This window comes from Streptomyces sp. NPDC049585 (assembly GCF_040675615.1).
Classification (GTDB): domain Bacteria; phylum Actinomycetota; class Actinomycetes; order Streptomycetales; family Streptomycetaceae; genus Streptomyces; species Streptomyces luteosporeus.
Map to the genome: position 1 here is coordinate 23,034 of NZ_JBFAPE010000044.1, position 19,157 is coordinate 42,190.

The 19,157-nt window shown below is 72.7% G+C and carries 13 protein-coding genes; 6 read left to right on the forward strand and 7 right to left on the reverse strand.

The window, feature by feature from the left end; genetic code table 11:
* Positions 1-109: 109 nt before the first annotated feature.
* Positions 110-1,018 (forward strand): carbohydrate-binding protein, encoded by a 909-nt coding sequence (locus tag AB0K17_RS28225; RefSeq protein ID WP_365984703.1) that lies wholly within the window; start codon positions 110-112, stop codon positions 1,016-1,018.
* 68 nt (positions 1,019-1,086) lie between these two features.
* Here AB0K17_RS28225 and AB0K17_RS28230 read toward each other — a convergent pair whose 3' ends face one another.
* Positions 1,087-1,452 carry a DUF6355 family natural product biosynthesis protein gene (locus AB0K17_RS28230; protein WP_365966340.1) on the reverse strand — a complete coding sequence of 122 codons (366 nt, stop codon included), beginning with the start codon at positions 1,450-1,452 and terminating at the stop codon, positions 1,087-1,089.
* A 125-nt stretch (positions 1,453-1,577) separates the two neighbouring features.
* Here AB0K17_RS28230 and AB0K17_RS28235 point away from each other — a divergent pair, with 125 nt between their 5' ends.
* Positions 1,578-2,027, forward strand: a complete 450-nt coding sequence (locus AB0K17_RS28235) for a GNAT family N-acetyltransferase (RefSeq protein ID WP_365984704.1) — start codon at positions 1,578-1,580, stop codon at positions 2,025-2,027.
* A 117-nt stretch (positions 2,028-2,144) separates the two neighbouring features.
* Complete coding sequence (locus tag AB0K17_RS28240; RefSeq protein ID WP_365984705.1) at positions 2,145-3,422, forward strand: hypothetical protein; 1,278 nt, start codon at positions 2,145-2,147, stop codon at positions 3,420-3,422.
* On the opposite strand, the gene AB0K17_RS28245 is transcribed toward AB0K17_RS28240, so the two are convergent.
* A complete protein-coding gene (locus AB0K17_RS28245; RefSeq protein WP_365984706.1) occupies positions 3,367-3,789 on the reverse strand; it encodes a YchJ family metal-binding protein in 423 nt (140 codons plus the stop codon). The genes AB0K17_RS28240 and AB0K17_RS28245 overlap by 56 nt on opposite strands.
* Before the next feature lie 189 nt (positions 3,790-3,978).
* Between AB0K17_RS28245 and AB0K17_RS28250 the strand changes: the two genes are divergently transcribed.
* Both AB0K17_RS28250 and AB0K17_RS28255 read left to right on the forward strand, forming a co-directional pair.
* Positions 3,979-4,458, forward strand: a complete 480-nt coding sequence (locus AB0K17_RS28250; protein WP_365984707.1) for a hypothetical protein — start codon at positions 3,979-3,981, stop codon at positions 4,456-4,458.
* Positions 4,459-4,509: 51 nt separating this feature from the next.
* Positions 4,510-5,535 carry a hypothetical protein gene (locus tag AB0K17_RS28255; RefSeq protein ID WP_365966335.1) on the forward strand — a complete coding sequence of 342 codons (1,026 nt, stop codon included), beginning with the start codon at positions 4,510-4,512 and terminating at the stop codon, positions 5,533-5,535.
* Here AB0K17_RS28255 and AB0K17_RS28260 read toward each other — a convergent pair.
* The 5 genes from AB0K17_RS28260 to AB0K17_RS28280 form a co-directional block, all read right to left on the reverse strand.
* Positions 5,513-8,752 carry a hypothetical protein gene (locus AB0K17_RS28260; protein WP_365984708.1) on the reverse strand — a complete coding sequence of 1,080 codons (3,240 nt, stop codon included), beginning with the start codon at positions 8,750-8,752 and terminating at the stop codon, positions 5,513-5,515. The two genes, AB0K17_RS28255 and AB0K17_RS28260, sit on opposite strands and share 23 nt — an antisense overlap.
* 216 nt (positions 8,753-8,968) lie before the next feature.
* Positions 8,969-10,573, reverse strand: a complete 1,605-nt coding sequence (locus AB0K17_RS28265; RefSeq protein WP_365984709.1) for a trypsin-like serine protease — start codon at positions 10,571-10,573, stop codon at positions 8,969-8,971.
* A gap of 56 nt (positions 10,574-10,629) precedes the next feature.
* On the reverse strand, positions 10,630-11,115 hold the full coding sequence (locus AB0K17_RS28270; protein ID WP_365966332.1) for a hypothetical protein: 486 nt from the start codon (positions 11,113-11,115) through the stop codon (positions 10,630-10,632).
* 421 nt (positions 11,116-11,536) lie between these two features.
* Positions 11,537-15,322: a helix-turn-helix domain-containing protein gene (locus tag AB0K17_RS28275; RefSeq protein WP_365984710.1), complete on the reverse strand. Its 3,786-nt coding sequence runs from the start codon at positions 15,320-15,322 to the stop codon at positions 11,537-11,539.
* A 110-nt stretch (positions 15,323-15,432) separates the two neighbouring features.
* A complete protein-coding gene (locus AB0K17_RS28280; protein ID WP_365984711.1) occupies positions 15,433-17,613 on the reverse strand; it encodes a hypothetical protein in 2,181 nt (726 codons plus the stop codon).
* Between the two features lie 138 nt (positions 17,614-17,751).
* On the opposite strand from AB0K17_RS28280, the gene AB0K17_RS28285 reads away from it, so the two are divergent.
* Entirely contained in the window at positions 17,752-18,996 is a 1,245-nt protein-coding gene (locus AB0K17_RS28285) for a cytochrome P450 (protein ID WP_365984712.1), read from the forward strand.
* Positions 18,997-19,157: the final 161 nt, after the last annotated feature.

Below are 19,157 nucleotides of genomic sequence, written 5' to 3' on the forward strand. Positions count from 1 at the left end.
GACACTCCAGGGCGCCGGCGAGATTGTCATGAACATTACCCTCGCGTGATGCGAGGGCACGTCCTCCCACCCCCCCGACTCGCGGACCTGCAACGGTCCTGGAGGAGACGTGAACAGACACCGCATCACCCTCGTCGCCGCCCTGCTCACCGCACTGGCCGCACTCGTCCCCGCCCCCGCCACCGCCGGCACCCCCGGCCCCGCGCGGACCCCCTCGCCCGACGCACCGCACCACGGCACGGTCACCGCAGCCCGCACGCCCGGGCACGCACCCGGCCGCGACCGCGCGGTGCGCGCCTTCGCCGACGGCCGCCGCGCCGCCCGCACCGCAGCCCCCGACGCCGACCTCACCCACAACTGGTGGGGCGTCTTCCCCCGGCCCGGCACGCACGACGGCATCACCGCCACCCACACCGTCGACCCCGCCTACAAGGTCTCCGACCCCGACAACTTCACCTACGCGCCCACCACCAAGGCCCAGAAGTCCTGCATGGAGGTCGTCACCGCCTACTGGAACAGCGGCAACGAGATCTGGGCCTGGGACTGGTGCAGCAGCCCCGGCGGACCCGCCAAGGTCCTGCCCGTCGACGCCGACTTCCTGGCCACCTACACCACCACCGGCCCCGGCGGCACCCGCGCCTACAGCGTGCAGATGGTCCTGGACGACGCCGCGACCAACCGCTGGTCGGCCTACCTGTACAACCACCGCACCGCCGCCTGGAGCCTGCTGTACCGGCAGTCCGGCAACGACCTCAGCGCACTCGACCACGGCTGGGACATGTTCGAGATCTACGCCAGCACCGACCCCGCCACCGGAGTCGGCTACTACTGCACCGAGGCGCGCACCACCGTCTTCGACAGCAGCGCCGTCCAACTGCGCGACCACGGCGCCTGGAAGGCCGCGAGCCCGGCCGACGCCCCCTGGAGCGAACCCCGCCCCGACGGCCGCGACTTCCTCTGCCCGCGGCTGAAGTTCCTCAAGGCCGGCGCCAACGACCACTGGACCGTCCGCCAGTAGTCCGGCAGGGCGGACACCACCAGGCGGCCGGCGCGGTGCGCCGGCCGCCTGCACCTCCCGTGGGCCGCTCAGGGCCCCGTGTCACCGGGGTGCGCGCACAACCCGCCCTGATAGTTGCTGTCGTACCAGGCGCCCGTCGCGTCGAAGTCCAGGACCGTGCGGCCCGGCCCCACACAGCGGTGGTACTTGCCGCGGGCCCACCGCGTCACCTGGATCCAGACGTTCGTGTTCGTCGCGCAGTGCTCGTAGTACGGGTGTTCCCCGCTGGGGTTGTTCCAGCCGCAACCGGCCAGCTTCACGGCGGCCGGGGCGCCGGCATGCGCCGGGGCCGCGACCCCCGCACAGGCCAGCGCGCCGGCCAGCACCACACCCGCCAGGGCGCCGAGGCGCCGGCGCCGGGGGCGCCGGGTGGCGGAGGACATGTCGTTGCCCATGATCTGCTCCTTGTCCGCGGGGAGTTCGTTTCCCGTCCCGCCCCGCCAGGCTGCGCCCGGCCCGGCCGCCCCGGCCACCCCGTTCGACGACCCTCGAAGCCTTGGCCGCGGCCTATACTCCGCGGATGCACCAGGCAACGATCAAGCGCGCCACCGCACGGGATGCCGCCGCCCTCACCGGTCTGGTCCGGGAGTCGGGCGCCTACCGGGGGCCGTACTCCTCGATCATCTCCGGCTACCGCGTGACGGCCGAGTACATAGCCCGGCACCGGGTCTTCACCGCCGTCGACGCCACCGACCGCCTGCTGGGCTTCTACGCACTCGTCCTCGACCCGCCGGAACTCGACCTGGCCTTCGTCGCCGACGACGCCCAGGGGACGGGCATCGGCCGGCTCCTCGTGCGCCACATGCTCGCCCAGGCCGCCGCAGCCGGTCTGAGCACCGTCCGCGTGGTCTCCCACCCGCCCGCCGAATCCTTCTACCGTCGCCTCGGCGCCCGCCGCACGGGCACCGTGCCGCCCAGGCCGCCCCAGGTCACCTGGGCCCGCCCGGAGTTGCACTTCGCCGTCGGGTGACGAGCGCGCCCCGGCCCGGATCCGGCCGGAACCACGCGTTGACCCTGATGACGCACGGTGTCAACGTTCCTGGCGGACCGCAGGCCCCAACCGGCGATGCGCGGGAGCGAGGCTGCCTTGGACGAGCAGGGGTTCGACGCCGTTCTCGCACGGGGACGGCCCTTCGGGGACAGTGGACAGGCGCGCGACCACGTGCGGGAAGGGATCGAGCGCTCCCTCGCCGGCGCGCCCGAGGGCCGCATGCTGCTGGCCGCGGTCGCGCCCCTGGACGCCGAGGAACGCTGGCGCGTCCTCGCCGACCCCCTCGTGCGCGCCGCCCTGCGCGGCGCGCTGCCCCCGCAGGTGCTGCACACCATGGCGGTGACGACGCCGGCGGCCGGACCCCGCGTGTGGGGCCTGCGGCGCGGCCCCGACGAGCACCTGCCCGCCCTGGCCGAGCGCACCCTGTACGTGCCCGGGCCCCGCGAACACGCCGCACTGCGGGCCGCCGCGCGGACGTTGCGGACGACCCTGCCGCGCGTATGGGACGGCGCCGTGCGCCACGTCCGCCTGGTCGCGGTCGCCGACGAGCACGACGGGCCGTACGTGCCCGGCGCCGCCTTCGTCGAACGGGCCGCGCTCGGCGACCCGGCGGCCGCCGCCGGACGACTGCTGTACGAGGCCCTGCGGCAGAAACTGGCCGACGTGGCCGAGGCCCGCCCCCTCACCGTGCCCCACGCCGCGCACGCCACCGTCGGCGCCCCCTGGGAGCCGCCCGGGCTGTGCGACGCCGACGCCTGGGACACCGCCCGCGCGGTGACGGCCCTCCACGGGTACGTCCACCTCGCCGTCCTGCACACCCTGCGCGGCGGCGACGGCCGCACGGCGTACGAGCGCGCCCACCACCTCGGCGAACAGCTCACCACCACCGGCCGCGACGGTCTGACCCCCGCCGGGCGGCTGCTCGTGGCCCGGCTCGGCCGGGTGCTCGCCGCCACCGGCCACCCCCCGCCCCCGCCCGGCGCCGTGCTGCACCTGCTGCTGGACCGCTACGTGCGCGAAGCCGCCGGCGTCGCCGCCGGCCCCCTCGCCCACGACAGCCTCCTGCTGCCGCAGCTGCGCACCGAGATGCGGGCCGTGCGCACCGTCCTGGCCGCCCTGGGCGCCTGGACGGAGCTCGGCGAACTCACCGCGGCCCAGCGCCACCTGCCCTTCGCCGAGGCCCGCCGGCGCATCGCCACCACCCTGCGGCGGCTCGCCCCCGACGGCCGCAGCCTGGAGCCGCTGGCCCCCGGCGCGGACCGGACACTGCGGCTCATGGTCGAGCACGGCAGCCGCGAACTCGCGCTGCTCGGCGCGCTCACTCCACCGCGTCCACGTACACCCATGCACCGTCCTGGCGCACGAAGCGGCTGAGCTCGTGCTGCGACCCGGCCTCGCCGTGCAGCTCGTAGTGGGCGCGGAACTCCACCGTCCCGTCCTGGTGGAAGGCGCTGCCACCGGTGGTGGAGAGGATCTCCAGCCCCGTCCAGCGGATGTCGGGATCGAAGTCGAGGGTGCGCGGCCGCGTCGTGGAGTGCCACGTGCGCAACAGGTACGCGCCGTCGAGGGCGACGAAAGCGCTGTAGCGCGAGCGCATCAGGCGCTCGGCGGTGGGCGCCGCCGCACTCCCGCTGTGGAACGCCCCGCAGCACTGCGCGTACGTCTGCTGCCTGCCGCAGGGGCAGGGCGAGGTGGCGAGCACCGGCGGCTGCGGGCGGTTGCGTGCTTTTCTTCTGGACACCCCCCGATTCTGCCTACCCTTTCGGACGCAGGGCCATCCGGCCCCGACCGGCCCGGTCCTTTCCGGTGAATTCCCAGTTCATCAGGTGTGCCGGCGCCCGCCGCGCCGCGTTCGCCCACACGGCCGAGCGGTTGCGCCCGCCGGGCCTGCGGCGGACGGTCCCTGCTCACCTCCATATCCGCGGCCGTCGTGTGCGGCTCGCTGGCCCTGGGGCTCACCGGCCCCGCCCTCGCCGCCGGCGGGCGCCCCCGCCCCGTCCTGCGGGAAGAGGCACCGCAGCCCGCCACCCCGGCCGATGCCACCGGCCACCTCGACGACACGCTCCGGCTCGGCCGGCGCATCGTCGACGAGTGCCGCACCGCCGACCCCGACCTCGCCCTCCTGCGCGACCTGCACCGGCAGCTGGGCGCATCCGCCGGCCGGCTCCTCGCCGACGTCCGCACCCACACGGCGCGGCACGCCGCCGGCGACACGGTCTCCGACGTCAAGGCGCAGGCCGTCACTCTCATCAAGGACCTCACCGACCTGCTCGCGGCCGTCCAGGCCAAGGACGTCGCCAAGATCACCGCACTGGTCCCCAAGGTGGTCGCCGACCTGCAGGCCCTGGCGGCCTCCGTGCCCAAACTCCTCACCGGCGCGGCACCCCTGCCCCTGCCGGTGCCGGTGTAGTACCTCCCGTACCTCTGTTCCGCTGCGCCCGGCTCGGCTACGGTCGGGCCGGTGCGCAGACGACCCCTGGCCGTGGCCGTGCTCGGCCTGGCCCTCGCCCTCCTGCCCACCGCCTGCTCCGACTCCGGTTCCGGGCCCGGTCCCGCACCCGCGCCGCGCGACGACGGCGCCCGCCTGCTCTTCCGCGGCGGTGCCGGGGCCAGCGCCCAGAACCCCGCCTTCTCCCCGGACGGCCGCTCCCTGCTGTTCACCGTCTTCCACGGCGGCTACAACGAGGGCGCCGCCGCCCTGCGCGTCCTGCCGCTCGACGCCCCCGGTGCGACCAGGAGCACGAAGAAGCCGGGCACCCTGATCGACGAGGACGACCGGGCCGCCGTCAACCTGCCCGGCACCAGCTGGAACCGCTCCGGTGAGGTCGCCTTCGCCTCCGACCGCGCCGGTGGCCCGGACGAGGTGTGGGTCCTGCGCCCCGGCGGCCGCCCCACCCGCATCACCGCCCACGAGGGCTCCTCCGGCTACCTGGAGCCCAGCTTCTCCCCGGACGGCCGCTGGCTGGTCTTCCAGGAGAGCGACCAACGCCAGCGCGGCTCCCTGTGGAAGGTGCGCCGCGACGGCACCGACGCCGTCAAGCTCCTGGACGGACCCGCCACCGGCACCGACAACCGCCAGCCCAACTGGTCGCCCGCCGGCGACCGCCTGGTCTTCCAGCGGCGCGCGACGGGCGGCGGCGAATGGGCGCTGTACACCATCGGCGCGGACGGCACCGGACTGCGCCGCATCACCTCCGCCCCCGGGGAGCACACCGACCCCAGCTGGTCGCCCGACGGGCGGTGGGTGGTGTTCTCCTCGACGGCCGGCGGACTGGAACAGCCCCAGATCTTCGCCGCCCGCGCCGACGGCTCCGGCACCCCGGTCCGGATCACCAGGAACGACGCCACCTACGACGGCGCCCCCAGCTGGTCCCCGGACGGCCACTGGATCGCCTTCGAATCCCACGAGGGCGACGAGGACAGACCGACCTCCCTGTGGCGGATCCCGGTGCCGGAGGGTCTGCTCACCAGTCGAAGAACTTCTTGACGCCGGAGTAGGCGCCCTCTACGACGCGCCGGACGACCCGTACCTTCTTGTTGGGCTGCCGGAAAAGGATGCTGTCCGGCGCGATGAAGTCGTACATCCCCTTGACGAAGCCCTCGGTGCTCCAACCGTCGAAGTATCCGCGGGCGTAGAGTTCCAAGCCCCCTGCAGTGGTTTCCAAACCGAAGTAGGAAACCTGAGCAGTCCTCTGGATGAACTTCGCGCCCGGGGAGACGTAAGGGATCCCCGACGGGACGCGTCCTGCAGCGGACGCGACGCCCGACGCCATTCCGCCAAGGTTGTGCAGGCGCTTGGCCCATTCCTTCGCGGTCGAGTGGCCGTTGCCGGAATCGGAGTCCTCGCCGGGCACCGCCACGTCGTCGTTCTTGGGGTCGTCGGCGGGGTCGATCCCCTTCTTGACGTTGTCCAGTGCGTCCTGCAACGCCTTGGTCACGGCGGCTACCTGCTCCTCGAAGTACTTCGTCGCCGTGATGCCCCAGGCCTCGTCCGCGGCTTGAGAGGCCGCCTCGAAGCTCTTGCCCGCACTGACGGCGGACACCCTCGCGTCGGCAGCAGCGTCCTGTGCGCCGGTCGCCGAGTCGACGGCCCGTCCGGCGGATGCGGCAGCCTGGTTGGCCGAGTAGTTGGCCTGCCGGCTTGCCTGCCGGGCCGTGGCCGCGGCGTTCCTGGCCTTCTGGGCGGAATCCGCAGCCGAGGCGGCCGAGTCGTCGGCCTCCCGGGCCTTCTTCTGCGCTTCGTCGGCGTAGCCCTTCGCCTCTTTCGCCGAAGCCCTGGCCTTGTCGGCCCACTGGCTGGCTTCCTGGGCCTTGTTGCGGGCCTTTGCCGCCACTTCGTACGCCAGCGCCGCGTTCTGGTTCGCGACGGATGCACTGCGGGCTGCGTTGGCGATCAAGGCGCGTACGGAGGCCACATGGGTGGCGGTGTCCTGGTCCTGCTGCGCCGCCTTGAACCGGACACGCGTGACGAAGTCGTGCTGCAACGAGGCGGGTCCGGCCATCGCAATCTGGGCCGCGGCCTGCACGTTGGGTCCGCCGTTGTTCATGACGGTCAGGGTCTCGGCCCGGTCGTCCTCGACCAGGGCCTCCCGGTATCCGTCGACCAGGAAGGCGTTGAGTGCCTTGGCGGTGCCCTTGCTCAATGCGGCATTGCCGGCTTCCGTGACGCTCTTGCCCGCTCCCTTCATGAGTTTGAGGACCTGGACCCGGTAGTCGTCGACCTGAACGTCGTACGAGCCTTCGGCGAGGAACTTCTCCACCTGCCCGGGGTCGCCGCTCTTCAGCACTTTGAGAGCCGCCTCGGCCAGGGCCGGGCTGCCCACCTGTGCCAGGAGCAGGACCTTGTCCCGGTCGTCCAGGTGCAGGGCGCGCCGGTATTCCGCGGTCACCCAGCGGATGACGGCGCCGTCACTGCCGGAAAGGGCGTTCTCGGCCGCTGCCCGGGTCCACACGCCGGTGTTTCCCAGGAGATTGACAGCGGCCTTGCGGCCCAGTTCGGCTGCCGTCCTGGCGTCGGTGCCCGGTGCCGCGGCCTTGGCGAGCAGTTGCCTGGTCGCCTCCTCGGTGGCACCCGCCCGCTTCTGCAGCCGGTCCGCCCACTCACGTGTGTTCTGTTCGGCCTTGCCGAGCGCTTTGGCATCCTCGATACCGGACTTCATGTCCGCTGCGAGGGCGGCCTTCTCGGTTTCGCGGGCGAGCTTCTCGACCTTCTGGGCCTGTGCGACGGCATCGGAGGCCATGGTGGCGGCCTCGATGGCGGCGTTGGCGTGCAGCGTGGCCTGGTTCGCCGCGTCCTGGGACCTGCCGGCCTGGGCCGCAGCCTCGTCCGCGGCCTTGGCGGCCCGCTCGGCATGCCCGGCAGCGCTGTTGGCGGCCTTGTGCGCATCACGCGCGGCGGAGGCGGCCTGATCGGCGAGGGACTGCGCCCTGCCGGCGGCCTCGGTGGCCTCGCCTGCGGCATTGCGGGCGACGTCGGCGGCTTCGCGCGCCCGCCGGGACTGCTCGGTCGCTTCCCCCGCCGCGCCGCCGGCCTCCGCTGCGGCAGCCGCCGAATCCGCCGCGTTCTGTGCGGCCCGGGCAGCGGCGGCGCCCGCCCTGCCCGCCTCGGCGCTGGCATCGGCCGCGTGCAGGGCGGCATCGGCGGCGGTACGGGCTCCGCTCGCCGCATCGCGTGCGGCGCTGGCGGCCTGCCGCGCCGCTGCTGCCTCGCTCGCGTCGCCCGCGGCCCTGGAGGCGGCCGAGTAGGCGCGTGCGGCCGCCTCGGCAGCTGCTGCCGCTGCCGCAGCAGCGGCCTGAGCGGCTTCGGCGGCCGTGCGGGCAGCGGCAATGGCCGTATTGGCGGCCTGGATCGCCGTGCGAGCCGCTTCCGCGGCGCCCGAGGCCGCCGCGGCGGCGCGGTTGGCGGCCTGCCCGACACGCTGGAGATCGTTTTTGGCGGCCGCGCTCTCCTTGGCGGCCTTCTGAGCGGCTTCCTTGGCCTTCTTCGAGGCCTCCTCCGCCCGCGCCGACGCCTCCTTCGCGGCGTCGGTCTCCCGCTTGGCCCGCTTGCCCGCCTCGCCCGCCACCCGGGCGAGCTGCGCGACCGTCAAGGACTCCTGGTCGCGAGCCCGGGCCAGGTGCTGCCCGCTCTCCAGGAACTCCGCGACGTCCTGTGCCGAGCCGTTCAACGCGCGCTGCGCCTGCTTCTTCACCTCCGGGCCGCCGGCCTGCATGACCTTCAGGAGCTCGACCCGGTCGTCCTCCTCCTGGGCCTTGCCCCAGCCACTGTCGAGGAATTCCTGCAGCGCTGTGGCGGAGCCCTCGTCGAGGGCCTTCTGACCGGCCTTGCGCACCGCGTCGTCCCCGCTGTTCATCGCGGTCAGGACCTGGACGCGCCGGTCGTCGTCCAGAGGGGCCTTGTAGCCGGACTTCACGAATGCGTGGATGTCCGCATCGGAACCGCTCAGAGCCTTCGAAGCGGCCTCGCGCACACCCGCTCCGGCCGAGCTCAACATCTTCAGAACAGCGAACCGTTCGTCCTCGGCCCGGGCGTGGTCGAGGCCCTGCCGCAGGAAGGACGTGATGTCGGCGTCCGAACCGACCAGGGCCTTCGCCGCGGCTTCCTTGGCCGAGGTTCCCCCGAGGTTCCATGCTTCGACCACCTGGGCGCGGGCATCCGCCGCAAGCGCGGGGCCGTCCGGTTCGGCCGGCACGGCCTGGGCCACGGTGGTGCCGAACACCGTCACCGCCAGCGTCAGTGACGCCAGCCCGGTGAACCTGCGGTGCCGCCGCCACGAGTGGCGCTGCTGTAACTCCGGTCTCTTATTGATCATGTTCCCTCACATTTCGCCATGGATGGCTGGACAATGCCTCGTGAACACGACGGGGGCGCGCCTTCGGCCGGGCGGGTGTCCGGCCCACCGCCGCGCCCCCGGACCGCGTCAGCTCACGAGTTCGATGCCGCCATGGGTTCCGGCCGCGTCGATGGCGGGGAAGATGCCCAGGTTGCCGTTGTTCCAGCTGATCAGGATGTCGTTGACCTTGCCGGTGTCGTCGGCGAAGGAGCCGGTGGTGACGGTCTGCATGTTCTTCCAGGCGGATCCGGCGTCACGGATCTTGGTGCGACCGTGGTACCCCTTGGCGTCGACGCCGGGGAACAGGCTCGTCTCACCGTCCTGCCACTGGATGAGCAGGTCGGACGTCTTCTTGCCGGTGAAGTCCCCGGCGCTGATCTGCGCCGCGTTCTCCCAGGACTTCGTGGCTTCGCTCAACTGCTCGTGGCCGCCGAGCCCCTTGCTGTGGACGTCGGTGTACATCGACGTGGACCCGTTCTCCCACAGCACCAGCACGTCGTCGCGCTGATCGTTGCCCGTGAACCGCCCGGCAGTGATCAGCCGGGCGTTCTTCCAGAAGGGATTGGGGTTGTCCTTCTCCCCCTTCTGCAGGGTCTTCTCGCCGTGGACGCCCTTCTCGTCGAGATGGGCGTACTCCGTCACCTCGCCGTCCTTCCAGCGGACGAAGAGACCGTCCGTGCCGTCACCGACGAATGCACCGCCGGTGATCGCCCGCGCGTACTTCCACATGCTGTCCGCCTTGGCGATCGGGATCTCGGCGGAGAAGGGCGTCTTGGGGTCACCGGTCCTGGAGCCCTGGTACAGGCTGGCCGAGCCGTCCTTCCAGACGACGAACAGGTCCATGGAGCGCTTGCCGCCGGCAGGGCCGGTGAAGTAGCCGGACGCGGTGTATGCGGCGTTCTTCCAGTCCGCCCGGGAGAGCAGGTCGCGGGCCGCGGTGGCCTGGACCCAGTCGGCGACGTCGTCCACGCGGGTGCTTCTGGCGTCCCTGCGCGTGTCACCGGCCTCGGAGCCCCAGCAGCCGCCCTGCTGGAAGGCGGAGTTGACTGCGGCGAGTTCGGCCCTGCCGTCCCTCTCCCGGAAGACGGGGGAGCCGGCGTCTCCCTTGCACAGGGCGGCGTCCGCGCCCTTGCCCTCGAGATCGAGGGAGGTGCCGGCGGCGGAGGAGACGGTGAACGACGCGGAGTGCAGGCGGTCGGGGGCCCATTCGTCCTTGGTGCGGCCGTAACCGGCCGTGCGGAGGTCCTCGCCCTGCCGGGGCTCGCCGGTGGCCACGGACAGGGGAGAGACACCGGACACCGGCTTGGCGAGCTTGACCATGACCAGGTCGCGATCGCCGCGCGGCACGAGCTCGACCGCTCCGATCGTGGATCCGGCGGTACCGGACAGGCCCGTGCGGCCGACCGTGACGGTCGTCTTCTGCTTGGGGACCCCGCCGGTGATGCGGAACCCCTGCGAGGGGTCGTCCGCGAAGCAGCTGGCGGCGGTGAGCACCCACTGGCTCTCGACGAGCGCCCCGGTGCAGGCGCGCCGACCGCTGCCGATGTCGAGCCTGGCGGTGAACTGGTACTGCCCGTCGCGGGCCTCGTCACCGACGACGGCCTGCGCCTGGGTTCCGCACAGGACGCCCGCTGCGACGGACGTGGTGAGCAGGCCTGCTATCCACGCGGCGCGTGGACTGTTAGCGGACATGAACGTTCCTTATTCCTCGGAGAACGGTATGTTTCGGAGAGCTGTTGAAACGCGGATTACTTCTTGGCCACGATCTCGAGGAGGGCGAACTCACGGCCCTGTGGATCGTTCGTCTCGCCGACGCCGGTCCACTTGTTCTTCTCCAGGTCGAAGGACTTCTCCTGGTTCGCCGCCACCATGTTGAGTCGAACGGCATAGTCGTTGCCCTTGGCGCCGTAGACCGACGGCAGCTCCAGGCTGAGGTAGCCGGACGTACCGGTGATGCGGAAGCAGAACTTCCCCTGCCCGACCGTGTCCGTCGTCTGCATGCCCCGCGCGTACACCTCGACCAGCCCGGGTCGGCTGTCGCAGGTGGCGAGCACCACGTGGCCGTCGCCGCGCTTCAGCTTGATGCCCCGGTCCTTGAAGATCTTGTCGGCCTGCGGGTATTCGAAATCCTCCACGCCGTTGGGAAAGGCGTCCGCGGCCACCGCGGGTGTGTAGCCGCTCGCCGCCGCGGCAACGATGACCCCGGTGGCGAACAGGCGGGGAAGCAACTTCATCGATCGGCTTCCGTCCTCTTGTGGGTAGATGCAAGGAGAGGCGAGTGCGTCCATGAGGAGTGCACTCGCCGCCGGAAGACTCGTTCCAAGCTTTTCGCCGGTCAATGGGTTTACCGGTTTCCCGATGCCGAAGGACGCAGGAAACCGGCGCTGACCTGAGCAAACGATCGATGGTGCCGGCTATTTGCCGCAGCGGTCGTCGTGCGGGCGAGCGCGGGTTTCCTCAGCTTCCGATGCCAAGAGGAAACAGGGAAAACCTTGCGTTCTGCATGCGCCGCCCGGTGAACTGTGAGCGCTGAACAGGCATGCAGCCGCTGCGATGGCACGGGGGTTCGTCGCGAGCGAATGTCGTGCGCTGCAAAGGCGGCGGGGATGCTTTATGGAGCATCCCCGCCACCACGTCGTTCAGTCGCAGGGGTGTTCAGCCGCAGGGGTTCTTCGTCGGGAGTTTCGCGAGCGTTGCGTTCCAGCGGTGGTCGGCGCCGAGCCGGCACACGCTGTCGGCAATGGCGGCCGGGTCCAGTTCCCAGATGCGTACCGTGCGGTCGGAGTTGACCGTGGCGAGGGTGTGTCCCGAGGGGGAGGACGCGAGCCCCGAGACGTAGCCGCCCGTGCCCGTCAGGGTGGCGACGGGCCGGTGGGTGCGGGTGTCCCACAGGCGGATGGTGCGGTCGTATCCCGCTGTGGCCAAGGTGGCGCCGTCGGGGGTGTAGGCGAGGTGGCTCACGGTTTCCGTGTGGCCGGTCAGCCTCGTGATGCGCTGCCGGGCCGCCACGTCCCACACCGTGACGTCGCAGCTGGTCGCGGCCAGGGTGGTGCCGTCGGGGCCGAAGGCCAGGGAGTACGTCCTGCACATCGGGCCCGAGCGGGTCAAGGTGGCGACGACCTTGCGGGAGCGCAGGTCCCACAGGCGGACGGATGCGTCGTGGTTGCCGGTGGCGAGGGTCCGGCCGTCCGGGGAGAACGCCAGGGAGGCCACGGCCTCGGGTTCGCCGTCGAGCACGGCGATCGCCTCGTGCGAGCGCACATCCCACAGGCGGGTGCTGCGGTCGGCGCCGGCGGTGGCCAGCGTGCGGCCGTCGGGGCTGAAGGCCGCGGCGAGGACGGCTCCGCCGTGGCCGGTCAGGGTGGCCGCCTCCCGGTACGTGGTGGTCTCCCACAGCCGTGCCGTGCCGTCGTCGCTCGTGCCGGCGAGGGCACGGCCGTCGGGGGAGAACGCCAGGCTCGTCACGGCACCGGCGGGACCGGAGAGGGTGGTGACGACGCTGCCGGCGACCATGTCCCACAGCACGACGGTGCCCCGGGCGTCACCGGCGGCCAGGGTGCGCCGGTCCGGCGAGAGGGCCACGGCGGTCGCCGTCCCGCCGCCTGCGACGAGCGTGCCGGTTTTCTGCCGGGACGAAGCGTCCCAGAGCTGCAGGGTGGGCGTGGTGCCCCGTTGTTCGGTGGTCGAGGTGGTGACCATGCTCCGCCCGTCCGGGCTGAAGGCCACCGCCGGGATCGTGCCCGCGCCCGTCAGCGCGCCGACCGCCTCGTGCGTGGTCGTGTCCCACATGCGCGCGGTGTCGTCGTTGTAGCCCGCGGTGGCGAGGGTGCGGCCGTCGGGGGAGAAGGCCACCGACCAGACGATGTCGCGGTGCCCGGACAGAGTGGCGGTCATGCGCCGGGAGGCGAGGTCCCACAGCCGCGCGGTCCTGTCCAGGCCCCCGGTGGCGAGGCTGCGCCCGTCGGGGGAGAAGGCCACCGCGGTGACGGCGGCCGTATGGCCGCTGAGCGTGGCGGCGACGTGACGCGAGGCCGTGTCCCACAGCCTGACCTTCTGATCGGTGTACGTGGCGGCCAGCGTACGGCCGTCGGGCGCGTACGCGACCCGCCAGACCGCGCCGTTGCCCTCGCCGAGCACGCCTGCCGAACGCCGCGCGGCCACGTCCCACAGGCGTACGGTGCCGTCGTCGCCCGCCGACGCCAGGGTGCGCCCGTCGGGGGCGAACGCCACACCGTTGACGGCGCCGGCATGGCCGGTGAGGGTGACGATCGGCCGGTGGGTCCGCGCGTCCCACAGCTTGACCGTGCGATCCCTGCCGGCCGTCGCGACGGTGCGCCCGTCGGGGGAGAACGCCACGGCACGGACCCTGTCGGTGTGCCCCGTCAGGGTCGCCAGCAGCCTGCGGGAGGCCGCGTCCCACAGCTTGGCCGTGTGGTCGTCGCTCGCCGTGGCCAGCGTGCGGCTGTCGGGGCTGAACGCCACGGCGAAGACGTCGTCCGTGTGACTGGTGAGCTGGTTGCCGGGGAACGCCGCGTACGTGCTCAGCAGGCTGCTGCGGGCCTCCGCGGTGGGAGAGCGGCGGTAGGCGCTCAGCGCGACGAGCATCGCGGCCTCGGGCTGGTCGCGCAGCATGCCGGTGGCCCGGGCGGCGAGTTCGCGGGACTCCGCCACGCGGCGCTGGTCCTGGGCCATGCGGCTCTGATGGAGGGCGGCGGCACCGGCCACGAGCGAGAGGACGAGAAGGGTGGCGAGGCCGGCGGTCAGGGTGCGCAGGTTCCGCAGGCGTCGCTGCTCCGTCCGCTTCTCCGACTGCTCCCGTTCGACACCGGCTTCGAGGAACCTGCGCGCCGTCGCGGGAAGGGCGGCTGCGCCGGAGGGATGTCCGGCGACCTCCAGGGCCGCCGCCAGGCGGGAGCCGCGGTGGAGCAGGCTCGGGTCACGGCCCTCGCGCTCCCAGGCGGCGGCCGCCTCGGCGAGGGCCTGGCGGGTGCGCAGGACGGCCCGGTCCTCCTCGATCCACTGGCGCAGGCGGGGCCAGGCGTGCAGCAGGGCCTCGTGGGCCACCTCGACGTGGTCGGCGTCCACGGTCAGCAGTCGCGCCCGGGTGAACGCCTCGACGACGGCCTCCGCGTCACCGTCCGCGTCGGCGCCCGCCTCCACGAGGTCGGCCCTGCGGCCCGGCCGGCTCGTCTCCCGGTCGTCGCCGACCTGGACCAGGTGCAGCAGAACCCGCCGGGCCGCCTGTTGCCGGTGCGCGGGCAGGGACGCGTAGGCGCGCTCGGCGGTGGCGGCCACCGCTGCGTACACGCCCCCCGTCAACCGGTAGCCCTCGACGGTCAGCGTGGAGTTCTCGCGGTGCTGCCAGGTGCCGAGCAGGGCGTGGGAGAGCAGGGGCAGTGCTCCGCCCTGCGCGGCGTGGCCGGGCGCCGCCCGGCCGGGCAGGTGACCGAGGTCGCGCAGCAGTACCTCCACCAGCCCGGGCTCCACCTCCAGACCGGCCTCGCGGGCCGGCCCGGTGACGGCGTCGCGCAGTTGCGCGTCCCCCATCGGCCCCAGGGTGATGTGACCCCGCTGCAGGGACGCGGCCAGGCCGGGGAAGGCCAGGCAGCGGTCGTAGAAGTCGGCCCGGACCCCGAGGACGACGAGCGCGGTGGGAAGGGCGCCCGCGCCGGTGCCCCGTGGTGCCGTCAGGGCCGTCAGCGCGTCCACGAAAGCCGCCCGGTCGTGGGCGTCGGGGCAGAGCATGAAGGTTTCTTCGAACTGGTCCACCACGACGATCAGCGCTGCGCCCTCGTCCGGCAGGGCGGCGCCCACCGCAGCGGCGAAGGCGTCCGCCCCCTCCTGCCGGGCCTTGTCGAGCAGCTGACGGGAGGCCCCGGTGGCCACGGACATCCGCTCCACGAGCGCGTCGAGAGGACGCTCCCCGGGAGTGAGCAGGGTGACGGGCCAGTTCCGCGAGCCGCTGACGGGCAGGACCCCGCGTGCCAGAGCCGGTATCAGCCCCGCCCTCAGCAGCGACGACTTCCCCGCGCCCGACGGGGCTGTCACCAGCAGGGGCCCCGGCGTGCGCAGCCGCTCGCTCAACTGGGCGACGAGGTCGGCCACGGCGTCCCTGCGGCCGAAGAACCACCGCGCGTCCCGGACACCGAACGGGGACAGGCCGGGGTACGGGCACACGCCCGTGTCCCGTTTCCTGCCGCCGTTGTCCTTGGCCGTCGCCAGGACGGCGCTTTCCAGCGTGCCGCCGGTTTGCAGCACCTGGTCGCAGACGCGACCCAGCTCCAAGGTCAGCGGTTTCTCGCCGTTCTCGACCTTGCTGACGTAGCCCTTGCTGTAGAACGCCCGACGGGCCAGCTCCGCCAGCGACAATCCCCGGTCGCGCCGCAGCCGGCGCAGCAGTTCCCCTGTGCGTTCCCCGGTGCCCAGGTCTTCTTCTTCCACCGCTGCGCGGCCCCTCTTTCCGGATGTCCGTGCAGGGGCCCGTCGCACAGCGCCCCCCGCAATGATCGATGCATCGACCATGCTCTCAGGGGGCGCCGTACATGAGCGAATCAGCCGAAAATGACGCTCACCAAGGAATACTGCTTGACGGTCAGTTCCACCGTCACCGTGTCTGCGGACACCGAGAACGGCACCGGCTGCGCCACCGGCGACGCCGCGTCCGGTGAGGCGACCGCGGCGGAGACCGGCCGCTTCCCCTCCGGGATCCGCACCGCCACCGTGCACGTCGCCGGCACCGTGCGGAACGTCCCCGGCGCGTCCCCGAAGCCCGTGAAGTTCACCAGCTGCACCACCGTCTCGCCGGTACCGAGCCGGCCGGCCTCCACATGGATGCGCCGGTCGCCGGCGGCGAGCGTCACGGCCGGCGGCGCCGCCTCGCGCACCGGGCCCAGCAGCGCGTCCGCACTGGCCTGGTCGGTGGCGGTCAGGTACTTCAGCCCCGCCAGGTCCCGGACGTAGTGGCAGGTGCCCGCCCCGAAGGCGTGCCGCTTGCTGGCCGGGGCGGCGTCCGCCCTGCCGAAGCCGAGGACGTCGGCCAGCGCGTACTCGCCGCGCGCCGCACCGTACTCGTCCAGGGCGGTCGGCGCCGGCCCGGTGACGACCACCGTGCCACCGCCGGAGACATAGCCGCGCAGCACGGCGGCCTCGGCGTCCGAGACGGCCTGCAGGTTGGGCAGCAGCAGGACCCGGTAGCCGGCGAGGTCGGCCGCCGTCAGGTCCGGGCTGGTGACGGTGGTGAAGGGGATGTGCCCGTAGACCAGCGCCTTGACCGTGCCGCGGAACTCGCCGAGCCAGGCCTGCCGGGTGCAGCTCTCCTCCGTGGCGCCGCCGCTCCACCAGTCGGCGACGCCCGCGGGCGCCTTGGCGTTGACGTACATGCCGGTGCCGGCCGTCGGGGCGACGTAGTCGCGCGAGGCGGAGGAGTGGTAGACGCCGACGGTGGCGGCGGAGACGGTGTCGTACAGCCGTTCCTGCTGGGCGGCGACGAAGGCGTACATGCGGGTACGCATGGCGACATCGGTACTGATGTCCTTGAACGGGCTCTTGACCTCGTACGGGTTGCAGCCGGACGCCAGCAGTTCGGCCATCACCAGCGAGGCGTCGTCGGCCTTCCACCCGTAGGAGAACGCCCAGGCCGGCTTGGTGCCGCTGGCCGCGCGGGCGTACTTGTACATCGAGATCAGGCACGTCCAGTCGCTGGCGGTGGCGTGCCGCATGCCGTCGCGCAGGCCGAGGATGTCGACCTCCCACACGTGGCTGACACCGCCGCCCGCGGTGCGCAGGTACGCCCCGTCCAGGCCGATGCGGGTGGCGTACTGGTAGTCCATGCTCACCGTCTCGACGAAGGTCAGCAGGTCGGGGTTGACGGAGCGGCCGGCGGCGGCGATGTCCAGCTGCCACTGATTGAGGTTGCGGTGGCGCCACTCGACGTAGCGGCGGAAGCGCGGGTCCGAGAAGTTGTCGGCGGGCGGCAGGGCGAGCCCGGTGTCGGCCTTGAAGGCGGAGGCGGCCCAGGTGGAGGCGTCGCACCAGGTCAGGGCGCCGTCGAAGTAGATGGGCACGTCCGGCCAGATGGCGTCGACGCCGGTGGCGGCGAGCTGCTTGATGCGGCCGAGGTAGAAGTCGCGCCAGGGGGAGTTGGGGCTGACCCAGCAGCTCTCGTCGCCCGGGTCCACCCAGACCACGAGGCTGCCGTAGAAGACGTTGGGCTTGCCGTCCAGGGAACGCTGGACCCAGTTCTTGCCGTCGCCGTCCTTGTAGAACGAACGTCCCTTCTCCCCGCCCAGGCTGATGACCTCCAGCGACGGGTAGTAGACGACGACGCGCAGCCCGGCCGCGCGGGCGACCTGGGCGAAGCTCTTGACCTTCGCCATGTGCTCGGCGAACTCGGCGTCGGTCAGCCAGTGGGAGAGAATGGTGTCGAGCTCGATGACGCTCACGTTCTGGCTCTTGAGCTTGTCGACCACCGGCTTCATGTCGCGCACGGGGTCGGCGTCCTCGTCGAAGGTTCCGTCCGCGATACGCGCGAAGCGGCTCCAGTCGGGGAAGGCCGCCTGCGTCTGCGCGCCCTGGGCGGCCTGCCGGGCCCAGGCGGCCCGTTCGAGCGGCAGCGGGGCGGGCGACGGGCCGGTGCCACCGGACGGCAGCCGGCCGGCCGCCCACGCGGCGCCCGAGGCGACCAGACCGGCCTTCAGGAGTCTTCTCCGACTTAACCCACCGGGTATGTCCATGACTGTCCCCTTCATGGCGGCGTTTTCGTTGACGGTGCCCGGGAATTCTGCGGGAAAGAAGCACGGAAGAAACCCTTCCGGCGTCAGGCGGCACACCATTCGCCACAGCACTCGCCCCACCGATCAAGGGGGAACGACGTGACCACCGGACCCGCCACCACCACGGTCACCCCGGTCACCGCCGTCGTCCGCGACGTGTGGGACCGGCTCCCCTTCGACGTCCGCGACCCCGCTTTCCACACCGACCCCTACCGCCACTACGAACAGCTGCGCACCGCCGCCGGCGGCAGCCCGGTGCTGCGCCTGGACGAGAAGGCGACGGTGGTGACCGGCCACGCCGCCTGCCTGGCCGTGCTCGGCGACGCCCGCTTCGGCTTCGGCCCGCTCGACACCGGCACACAGTCCTTCCTGATGACCGACCCGCCCGAACACCGGCGGCTGCGCAACCGGGTGGCCGCGCCGTTCGCCGCCCGGGCCGTGGAACGGCTGCGGCCCGCCGTCGAACACCGCGCCGCGGCCCTGCTGGCCACCGTCGACCGCGCCGGTGAGGTCGACGTCATCGCCGACCTCGCCGAACCCCTCGCCCTCGACGTCATCTGCGCGCTGGTCGGCGTGCCGCTGGGCGAACGCCAGGAGTGGATCGAGGCCCTGAAGTGGATGACGGCCGGCTTCGACCCGGAGGTACTGCGCACACCGCAGGAGAACGCCCGCATCTCCTGCGCCCGCCTGGACTTCGCCCGCTACCTGCGCGACCTCATCGAACGCCGCCGCGCCGCTCCCGCCGGCGACGTCCTCGGCTCGCTCCTCGCCCCGGGCCCCGACGGCTCCCTGCTGAGCGTCGACCAGATCGTCACGGCCGTCGGCCAGCTGGTGGTGGCCGGCTACGAGCCGGCCGTCAACCTCGTCGGCAACGGCCTGCACGCCCTGTTCTCCCACCCCCGCCAGCTCGACCGCCTGCGCACCCACCCGCAGGCCGTCCCGGGCGCCGTCGAGGAACTCCTGCGCTACGACCCGCCCATCCAGCTCATCACCCGCGTCGCCCTGCGCGACGCCGCCGTCGCCGACACCCCCGTGCCCGCCGGCACCGTCGTGGGCCTGCTCGTCGGCGCCGCCAACCGCGACCCGGCCGTCTTCACCGACCCGCACCGCCTGGACACCACCCGCACCCCGGGACACCTCTCCCTCGGCTGGGGCGAGCACTTCTGCCTGGGCGCCCGCCTCGTACGCGTCCAGGCCGCCGCCCTGCTGACGGCCCTGGCCCGCTGCCGCCCGGTGCCCACCGGCGAGCCGGTGCGTCACAAGCCGACCCTGATCAGCCGTGGCCTGGAACGCCTGCCGGTGATGCTGACGGCCGGCCCGGCGGACGAGGACCGGTGGCCGTAGGCCGAGCCCGGCGGGTCTTCGTCACGGGGTCACCACGGCGCCCGAAGGGGCGCGGGGAACTGCGCGACCAGCCACGACGCGCCCGGCAGTCGCCCCCCGGGGCCGAGCGTCGACTGCGGGCCGTCGGTGGCCGATCGCGCAGTTCCCCGCGCCCCTGACGG